This window comes from Anaerophaga thermohalophila str. Valhall (assembly GCF_000250735.1).
GTDB classification, from domain to species: Bacteria; Bacteroidota; Bacteroidia; order Bacteroidales; family Marinilabiliaceae; genus Anaerophaga; species Anaerophaga thermohalophila_A.
In genome coordinates this window covers 1-9,563 of sequence record NZ_AHZV01000339.1, presented here as the reverse complement: position 1 = coordinate 9,563, position 9,563 = coordinate 1, and the positions used below count along the sequence as shown (strand labels likewise).

Here is a 9,563-nt window from a genome sequence, read left to right as displayed (position 1 = left end):
GAAAACTTATGAATAAAGCAGGTTAAAAATTAAACCGCCGGATCAATGGTTTTTGTTAAAAGCTAACGGATTATTGAGTATGATACTCAGTTGAATTTTGTAATAAACTGCAAATCAATTGATTCATATCAATAATTTCACCTGTTAAAATACAGTTTCCGAAAGTTATTCGATTCATCTTGCATCTAATATCTAATGATCTTTCGATCTGACAATAAATGTCTGATTAAAAACCGCGTACGACATGGAACAAACAATGAGTGAAACACTTCTGGAATCGTTGATGAAGCTTTTTGCCTTGCTCACCGACCTGAAAAAGGAGAGTAAAACGGGACGAGCGCGGTTTTTGGTGGAAGATTTCCTGGCACGCCACTTCAATACCGAGTATGTTCAGCAATACCTGGCCAAATTTGATGAGTTTCTGAATCGGTATCATTCACACATCTATAGCAACAACCAGGAACTGATAGAAAAGCAGACATCAGACAACAGGAGCCGCATTCTGAATATTTGTAACCAGATTAATCAGGAGCTTGAGCAGGAGCCTAAGATCATTCTGTTTGTCCAGTTACTTGATTTCCTGAAGAAGGAAGATTCCATCAGCGATGAAGAACATTATTTTGTCGATCTTCTTGCTGAAAACCTGAAAATTGACCCACAGGATTATGACAATCTTAAGACCTTTATACTTGAGTCCCCAGATAAGGTCACCGATAAAAACTCATTATTATACATAAGCGGCGATAAGGAACCACCCGATATCAGGATAAAGCATATTTACAATCCGAAACAGCAGGTGGTGGTTTGGGTATTGCGGGTGCGTAGTACCAAAACTTTTATTTTCCGGTATTCCGGGCCGCGCAACCTTTACTTAAACGGACATAAAGTTGAGCAGGACAGACCCTACGCACTTGCAGTGGGTGCCGTTATCAAAACATCCCGGATGTCTCCTGTTTATTACGGGCGTGTTGCAGAAAAGTTCATCCATCGCATCGACAAATCCAGGATCATCTACAGGGCAGTGGATGTTTCTTATAAGTTCAATAACAATCAGATTGGCATACACCGGTTCAGCTTTACCGGTCGTTCCGGCCAACTGGTGGGTATTCTTGGAGGTAGCGGAACCGGAAAATCTACCCTGTTGAATGTGATGAATGGGAATTACCGGTTGAGTAGTGGAAAAATAACCATCAACGGGTATGACCTGAATAACGATAAAGAAAATCTGGAAGGTGTTATCGGTTACGTTCCCCAGGATGATCTTCTGAAAGAGGAACTTACTGTTTTTGAGAATCTTTATTTCAACGCTCGTCTTTGTTTCAGCGATCAGAGTCACGATGAAATTGTGCGCAGAGTGGATAACGCGCTTCAGGATTTTGATCTGGTTGAAGCCCGTGATCTTGTTGTAGGCAATCCTTTGAATAAAATACTGAGTGGCGGTCAACGGAAACGGCTCAATATCGCGCTTGAACTGATACGTGAGCCTTCTGTACTCTTCGTGGATGAGCCTACTTCAGGTCTTTCATCCATGGATTCTGAAAAAGTGATGTCCTTGCTGAAAAGGCAGGTTCTGAAAGGGAAACTGGTTATCATTAACATTCATCAGCCCTCTTCCGATCTCTATAAAATGCTCGACAAACTTCTGATTATCGATAAAGGAGGTTACATTATTTTTAACGGGAATCCCATGGATGCCATCGTCTATTTTAAAAAGATGGCCAATTACGTAAATCCCGAAGAGCGCGAGTGTTATGTTTGCGGTAACGTTAAAACAGAGCAAATATTGCGGATTATTGAGGCGCGCATGGTAAATCCCTACGGGAAACTTATCAGAGAACGAAAAGTCAAACCCGAAGAGTGGTACCGCTATTATCTTGAGAATTTTGAAAGTAAATTTCAGTGGAAAGTAAAGCGCAAAATTGACCGGAAAGAACCGCTTCCAGACAACCTGTACAATATTCCAAACCGTAGGAAACAGTTCTGGATTTATACCCTGCGCGATGGACTTTCAAAGCTCAAGGACAAGCAGTACATGCTCATAAATATTCTGGAAGCACCGGCATTGGCCTTTATACTCGGGTTTTTCACCAAGTTTCTTGCCGGCACTCCCGACAATCCCACAGCTTATGTCTTTTCCGAGAATGTAAACATCCCTGGTTATCTTTTCATGTGTGTGGTGGTAGCGCTTTTTATAGGATTGAACGTGAGCGCCGAGGAGATCATTAAAGACAGGAAACTGCTGCAACGCGAATCGTTTCTTAATTTAAGCCGCTTTAGCTTCCTCAACAGTAAAGTATTGATCCTTTTTACCATTTCGGCCATTCAAACCATGATGTTTGTCCTGATAGGAAACGGTATTCTTGAAATAAAAGGGATGACCTGGAGCTACTGGATAATACTGTTTTCTACTGCCTGTTTTGCCAATATGCTGGGACTGAATATTAGTAGCGGGCTGAATTCGGTTGTGGCAATTTACGTGTTAATTCCGTTTATTCTTGTGCCACATCTGCTCTTTAGCGGAACTGTTGTAAGTTTTGACAAATTGCATAAATCTATTGCTTCCGAAGAATATGTACCCCGCATCGGGGATGCTATGGTTTCCCGCTGGTCGTATGAAGCATTGGCAATCAATCAGTTTAAAGACAATAAGTTCGATGCCATTTTCTTTGACGAGGAGCAGTCCATGAGTAATGCCTCTTATTACGGAACTATCTTCATTCCGGAATTGCTGAATCATGTTGAGGCGGCCCGATGGTCATTGAGTCATGGAGATACAACCAGGCAACGATATTTTCAGGAGCGGCTTGGTAGTGCACTCTCTCAATTGAGAATTGAGTTTCCGCAGCTTTTCCCGGCAGATTTAGCTGACCTTTCCAGGGAAGAAATATGGAACGCAACAGATTTTCAATTGATCGATAGTACTCTTGTTGAAGCCCGAGATTATTTCAACAGTCAGTACCAGTTTTGGAAACAGAAAAGAGACCGGAAAATGGAAACGCTCATTGACGAACTTGGCGGTTCCGGTTCAGTCGCTGCCTTAAAGAAAGATTATCACAATGAAGCTCTTTTTGATATTGTTCTTAACAGAAACAGTATCGAGCAGTTTGTATATACCGGAGAAAAATACATCAGAAAGAAAGACCCGGGATACAAAAAGCCTGCAGGGAAATGGGGAAGAGCTCATTTTTACGCGCCGGAGAAAAATTTTGGTCCGTTCACTGTTTCTACACCCCTTTTCAATGTAATGGTTATGTGGCTTGGAGCTGCCCTTCTGTATGTGACCTTGTACTTTGATCTTTTGCGGAAACTCATCCGGTACTTTGAGACGTTCCGTTTGCGCAGACTGCATCAACGGTTATTGAAGCTTGGCACGTGATATAGCCTGTTGAAACGAGCATGACAAAGATTGGCTTAATAGATTATCAGATTTTTAGATATAAGTAATTTAGTCAGTAGTTTTTAGTCAGTAGCCAGTAGTGTGAATTATAAACACAACATACGTCTTTGCGTTTTAGCTTTTTTACCAACCCTTGCAAAACAACAGTTTGCCCGTATAAAGATAGTGATGAAACGAGCATGACAAGGTTTGTCACAAAAGAACATGTATAAATGCTTGCATGCGAGTTCCATCCGATCTTAATAATTAAATTTTATGCGGATGAACAGTTTACTATGTTGCGTAATATGGCACAAAAAAAAGGAGCTGCCTTCCCGGTCAGCTCCTTTATGACTTTACGCTAAATGTAATCTGGTATTGAAATATATATTCTAAACCAACTTAACATCTACAGCATTGAGGCCTTTTCTGCCTTCTACGAGTTCGAAAGTCACTTCGTCGTCCTCTTTAACCTTGTCGATGAGGCCGGTGGCGTGAACAAAAAATTCTTTTTCCGACTCGTCTTCCTTAATGAATCCGAATCCTTTTGATTCATTAAAGAACTTAACTTTACCTGTTTTCATTTTAACTTAAATTTGTTTGTTAATCTTTCCATGCATCAATCATGACGGGCCGTATGCTTTTATCCGGCTGATGGCCATTAATCTCTGCATGATTAAATATTCACAATACAAATAAAACAACATTATTTGGATTTTGCATTATAAAAAGCAATAAAATATTGGATTTTTTACAAAATCCTTTGATTTTCAGGTTTTGGATGTAAATCGTTTTGAGGGCGCAGAGGGGAAAGCGTGGAATTGTGAATGCTTAAATCTGTCATAACTTTTAATTAACGGACTATTGCTTTACTATGTTTGGTAAAAAATAATCCTGCATGCGATGTTTTTACCGATGCTTTTGTTATTTTTAACAAACTTTTGATCAAACACACACACTAAAAACCTTTTAAAAACTTTAGAAAGATGAAAAGAGCAATGTTTCCGATGGTGTTGTTATTTTTGACAACAACATTAACCATGTGTACAACGAAAGAAAAAAAAGAAATCGGACTTCAACTGTATTCCGTTCGGGATGCCATGAAAGAGGCACCGGTTGAAACCGTTAAAAAAGTCGGTGAAATGGGCTATACGTTTGTAGAGGCTGCCGGTTATGCCGACGGTAAATTCTATGGGATGGACCCTGAAGCATTTAAAAGTCTGACAGAAGAAAGCGGAATGAAGTTTATCAGCTCCCATACCGGACAGGCTCTTCCTGATTCTGCCTCTTGGGACGAAACCATGCAATGGTGGGACCGGTGTATTGATGCACATAAGAGGGCAGGTGTGAAATACATTGTTCAACCATCGATGGATGAAGTGGGATACAATTCATTGGACGGGTTGAAACGTTATTGTGAGTATTTTAATGCCGTAGGAGAGAAATGTCGTGAAAACGGGATATTATTTGGCTATCATAATCACTCTGGTGAATTTGCAGAACTCGAAGGCCAAGTGATTTACGACTTTATGCTGCAAAATACCGATCCCGATAAAGTTTTCTTTCAGATTGATTTGTATTGGATAAAGGAAGGTGGAAAGAATCCGGTCGATTATTTCAATAACTACCCTGGCAGGTTCCTTCTCTGGCATGTTAAAGATGAGAAAGAACTGGGCGCAAGCGGTGAAATGGATTTTGAATCCTCGTTCGCTCTTGCCGACAAAGCTGGTGTTGATTACATTATTGTAGAAGTTGAAAAGTACAATTTTGATCCGCTCGAAAGTGTTAAGAAAAGTCTTGAGTTCCTCCAAAATGCCGATTTTGTAAGAAACTCCTACACAGAGTAATCGCATATTGCTGAATCAAATTTAACCGCGGCAGGATTCTGCTGCGGTTTTTTTCGGACTTAAGAAAACAATAGTCAGTTAAAAAAAGCCTAAACACAGAGACGCAATGACGCAAAGGAAGAGACGCCCAAATTGAGCGTTTGGCTTTCGCGGGAAGCCAGGTTTAAGCGGACCAGACTTTTTTGGTTCCGTTTTTGGGGCAATGCCAAAAAGAACAATGGAAAATAAATTTGAAACAGGTTGCTGACTTTTTCAGCAGCCTCTAAATATTTCAAACATGCAGAACAACAAACTGGGTACATTTGGTGGTGTATTTACCCCCTCGATATTAACCATTCTTGGGGTTATTATGTATCTGCGCTTTGGTTGGGTAGTAGGGAATGTAGGGCTGATTGGAACTTTGATTATTGTGACTTTATCAACATCCATAACTTTTCTCACTTCTTTATCGATTGCATCAATATCAACCAATACAAAGGTAAAAACCGGCGGAGCCTATTACATGATTAGCAGGTCGTTAGGCGTAGAGATTGGTGGTGCCCTGGGGATACCGCTTTATCTGGCACAGACTTTTTCAGTAGCTCTTTATGTGATGGGTTTCTCGGAAAGTGTTGTTGCGATATTTCCCTTCCTGAATATTAAAGTTGTCGGTATTGTTACAACTTTGGTTCTGGGCGGATTGGCTTTGTTTTCCACAAGGGCCACCATTCGTATTCAGTATTTTATTTTGGGGGTTATCGGTCTTTCACTGCTTTCGTTATTATTAGGTAAGCCTTTAGAAAATTCGAGTATCGAGATGTGGGGGGTTCCGGCGTCAAAATCTGTCGGGTTTTGGCAGGTATTTGCCGTCTTTTTCCCGGCGGTTACAGGCATAATGGCCGGGGTAAATATGTCGGGCGATTTGAAAAACCCTTCCAGGTCGATTCCCAGAGGTACGTTTCTGGCTGTTGGAACCGGGTATTTAATTTATATGATGCTACCTGTTATTCTTGCTGCAAGGGCTGATGCATCAACTCTGGTTGCCGATCCGTTAATAATGAGGAAGATAGCAATCTGGGGCGGAGCCATCATGTTGGGGGTATGGGGAGCATCTCTTTCCAGTGCTGTAGGGAGTTTGCTAGGCGCTCCTCGCGTTTTGCAGGCACTTGCGAAAGATAATGTTGTGCCGAGTAAGTTTTCTTCACTCGCAAAGGGGTACGGCACCGAAGGCATTCCGAGAGTGGGGACGGTTTTAACTGTGATTATTACAATTATTTGCGTAATACTTGGTGATTTAAATGCTATTGCACCTGTCCTCACAATGTTCTTTCTGGCCACCTACGGTATCTTGAATATTACTGCCGGAATTGAAAGATTTCTGAAAAGCCCCTCATTCCGTCCCAGGTTTAAAGTCCATTGGGGATTTTCTCTTATTGGTGCCTTCGGATGTATTGCTGTAATGTTTTTGATTCATGCCCTTGCTACAGTTTTAGCGACAATATTTATCCTGACCGTGTTGGTCTGGTTACGTCGCCGCCGGCTTAAAACCACGTGGGGAGATGTGCGTAATGGCATGATGCTTCAAATCGTCCGTTTTGTGATGTTGCAGCTAAAGCCTATTGATGATGCCAAAAGTTGGCGTCCCAATATTCTTGTTTTTTCCGGAGCTCCCATGAAGCGTTGGCATCTGATTGATTTTGCCAACGGACTGGCTCAGGAAAAGGGTTTGTTCACGGTAGCGACTATTCTTCCTGAGAAAAAAGTCTCGCAGGATAAGATATACCAATATGAAAAGCAGATACGTGATTATCTTGCAGAGAAAAATATCCGGTCGCTGGTTCGTGTCATCAGGGCCGAAAACCCGTTTGTCGGGGCTCAACAACTGAGCAATGCATACGGTTTGGGGCCTCTTGTTCCCAATACCATACTTTTGGGAGACACAACCGATGTCTCGCATCACCTGCCTTATGCCGACATGGTTGCTCATTTTTACGAATCACGGAAAAATGTAATTATTCTTCGTGATGAAAAAACAATGACCGACCGTTTATTACTGAACGTTGACCTGTGGTGGGGGGGATTGCAGGGAAACGGCGGACTTATGATGGTACTGGCCTATATGATGCAGAACAGTCCCCACTGGCAACAGGTATCGGTTACTATAAAAATGGTAGTTACCTCCGATAAAGCAGCCAGAGAAGCCGAAAAAAACCTCGACAACCTTTTGTCCTCTATCCGGGTGGCATTCAAGCGAAAAATTTTAGTCGGAACAAAAAATGAATTTTTCAATCTGCTTACCGCTGATTCAGCCAACGCCGATTTGGTGATGTTGGGTTTGAGAAAACCGGATGCCGGATTTTCTGAATATTTTAATGACTTAAAATCGAAAACTGCCTCCATCCCCAGAAGATTGTTTGTTGTTGCTTCGCATGATATTGCTTTTAAAGAAATCCTGAGTTGACTCACCACCATTATCGGGGAGTAATCGGGACTCGTTTCATCACGATAATTTATGAATAAACCAGGCTAAGTTCTTGCTTACAAGAATTTGGGTTTTAATTCAAAACACATGTAAAATTCTGATATACAGATTGTAATCCAGTCCGGGTTTGCCGGTTTCTCAAAATCTTTGTATATTTGTAACAGATTAAGGATCATGCCCACCCCTGAAAACTGATTCCTCCTGGCAATTGTTTTGCCTCTTTTATTTTGCTTAGATATGGCACCCGAAGCATGTCTTGATGTATAAAAACAGATGTGTTGGTGTATCGAAAGAGAATTATATAATAAACAAATAATAAACTTTGGATGCCTATGAAATATCAGATCTATTCATTGCACAATTATCGAAAAATTCCTCAGATCGATAAGTTAAACAAGCAGGATCTAAGAAATATTGATGTAGTTGGTCATGTTCTTCCGTTTAAGACCAATAATTATGTTGTAAACGAACTTATTGACTGGGATAATTTTCATGAAGATCCCATTTTTATCCTAAACTTTCCTCAAAAAGATATGCTTAAGCCTGAAGATTTTCAGAGTATGTCTTCAGTGCTCGAAAAAGAGAACGATAAGGTTGCCATAAAAAAGGCAGCCAACGCGATTCGTCACAAACTGAATCCCCATCCTGCCGGGCAGGCACATAATGTACCTGAACTTAACGGACAAAAGCTTCAGGGTGTTCAGCACAAGTATGATGAAACCATGTTATTTTTCCCTACCCAGGGGCAAACTTGTCATGCTTATTGTACTTTTTGTTTTCGCTGGCCACAGTTTACCGGCATGGACGATCTGAAATTTGCCATGAAACAGATCGACTATGTAATTGAATATCTGAAACAACATACCGAGATCAGCGATATTTTATTTACCGGGGGTGACCCAATGGTGATGAAAGCCTCAATTCTCGACCACTATATTACCAGTCTTTTGGAAGCCGATATTCCGCATCTTCAGAATATCCGTATTGGTAGCAAGTCGCTCAGTTTCTGGCCCTACCGTTATCTGACGGATGATGACGCCGACGATGTATTACGCATTTTTGAAAAAGTTACCAGGGCCGGAAAATCACTGGCATTTATGGCTCATTTCAATCATTACCGGGAGCTTGAAACAGAGGCCGTAGCCAAAGCTGTTGTCAGAATACGGGAAACAGGTGCCCAGATAAGAACACAATCTCCATTACTGAATCATATTAATGCCGACGGTGATGTCTGGAGTACAATGTGGAAAAAACAGGTCAGTATGGGAATGATCCCATATTACATGTTTGTTGCCCGTGATACCGGTGCTCAGGAGTATTTCGGGGTATCTCTGGCGCGCGCCTGGGAGATTTTCCGTAAAGCGTATACCCAGGTAAGCGGCATTTCCCGGACTGTCAGGGGGCCAAGTATGTCATGTACCCCTGGTAAAGTACGTATTATTGGTGTGAGCGAAGTAAGGGGCGAAAAAGTGTTTGTTTGTGAATTTATCCAGGGGCGTAACAGCGAATGGGTAGGTCGTCCTTTCTTTGCAAAGTATGATCCCCGCGCTTTGTGGATGGATGATTTAAAACCTGCTTTTGGTCAGGAAGAATTTTTCTTTGAGGAAGACCTGGCAAGAATGCTTTTGTAATTTTTGTCTGTTAAATCTAATATCTAACGGTCTGGTAAATAACCGCCCTGGACAATCCGGGGCGGTTGTTTTATTTTTATGGATTTATTGTATTTTTGAACCACAAATTTTGTGAATCGCTTCCTGAAATCAGACCAATAACTTAGACTAGTGCGTGTCTATAAACACGCAAGATTTTTCACAATATGTGTGTCTGTTCAGAAAGTGCCAGTTGCAAGGCTTGCGAAGCCGCCAAAACCGGAGTTTAC

General features: G+C 41.4%; 5 protein-coding genes. 4 read left to right on the top strand and 1 reads right to left on the bottom strand.

What is annotated here, in order from left to right:
- Positions 1-244: 244 nt before the first annotated feature.
- Complete coding sequence (locus OQ5_RS0117565) at positions 245-3,376, top strand: ATP-binding cassette domain-containing protein (protein WP_016778738.1); 3,132 nt, start codon at positions 245-247, stop codon at positions 3,374-3,376.
- A 392-nt stretch (positions 3,377-3,768) separates the two neighbouring features.
- Here the strand turns inward: OQ5_RS0117565 and OQ5_RS0117560 are convergent, their stop codons facing one another.
- Entirely contained in the window at positions 3,769-3,960 is a 192-nt protein-coding gene (locus OQ5_RS0117560; RefSeq protein ID WP_010423634.1) for a cold-shock protein, read from the bottom strand.
- Positions 3,961-4,416: 456 nt separating this feature from the next.
- Here OQ5_RS0117560 and OQ5_RS0117555 point away from each other — a divergent pair, with 456 nt between their 5' ends.
- The 3 genes from OQ5_RS0117555 (at position 4,417) to OQ5_RS0117545 (ending at position 9,315) form a co-directional block, all read left to right on the top strand.
- Complete coding sequence (locus OQ5_RS0117555) at positions 4,417-5,223, top strand: sugar phosphate isomerase/epimerase family protein (protein ID WP_255297620.1); 807 nt, start codon at positions 4,417-4,419, stop codon at positions 5,221-5,223.
- A gap of 277 nt (positions 5,224-5,500) precedes the next feature.
- On the top strand, positions 5,501-7,663 hold the full coding sequence (locus OQ5_RS0117550) for an amino acid permease (protein WP_016778736.1): 2,163 nt from the start codon (positions 5,501-5,503) through the stop codon (positions 7,661-7,663).
- Positions 7,664-8,016: 353 nt separating this feature from the next.
- Positions 8,017-9,315: a KamA family radical SAM protein gene (locus OQ5_RS0117545; protein WP_016778735.1), complete on the top strand. Its 1,299-nt coding sequence runs from the start codon at positions 8,017-8,019 to the stop codon at positions 9,313-9,315.
- Positions 9,316-9,563 lie beyond the last annotated feature (248 nt).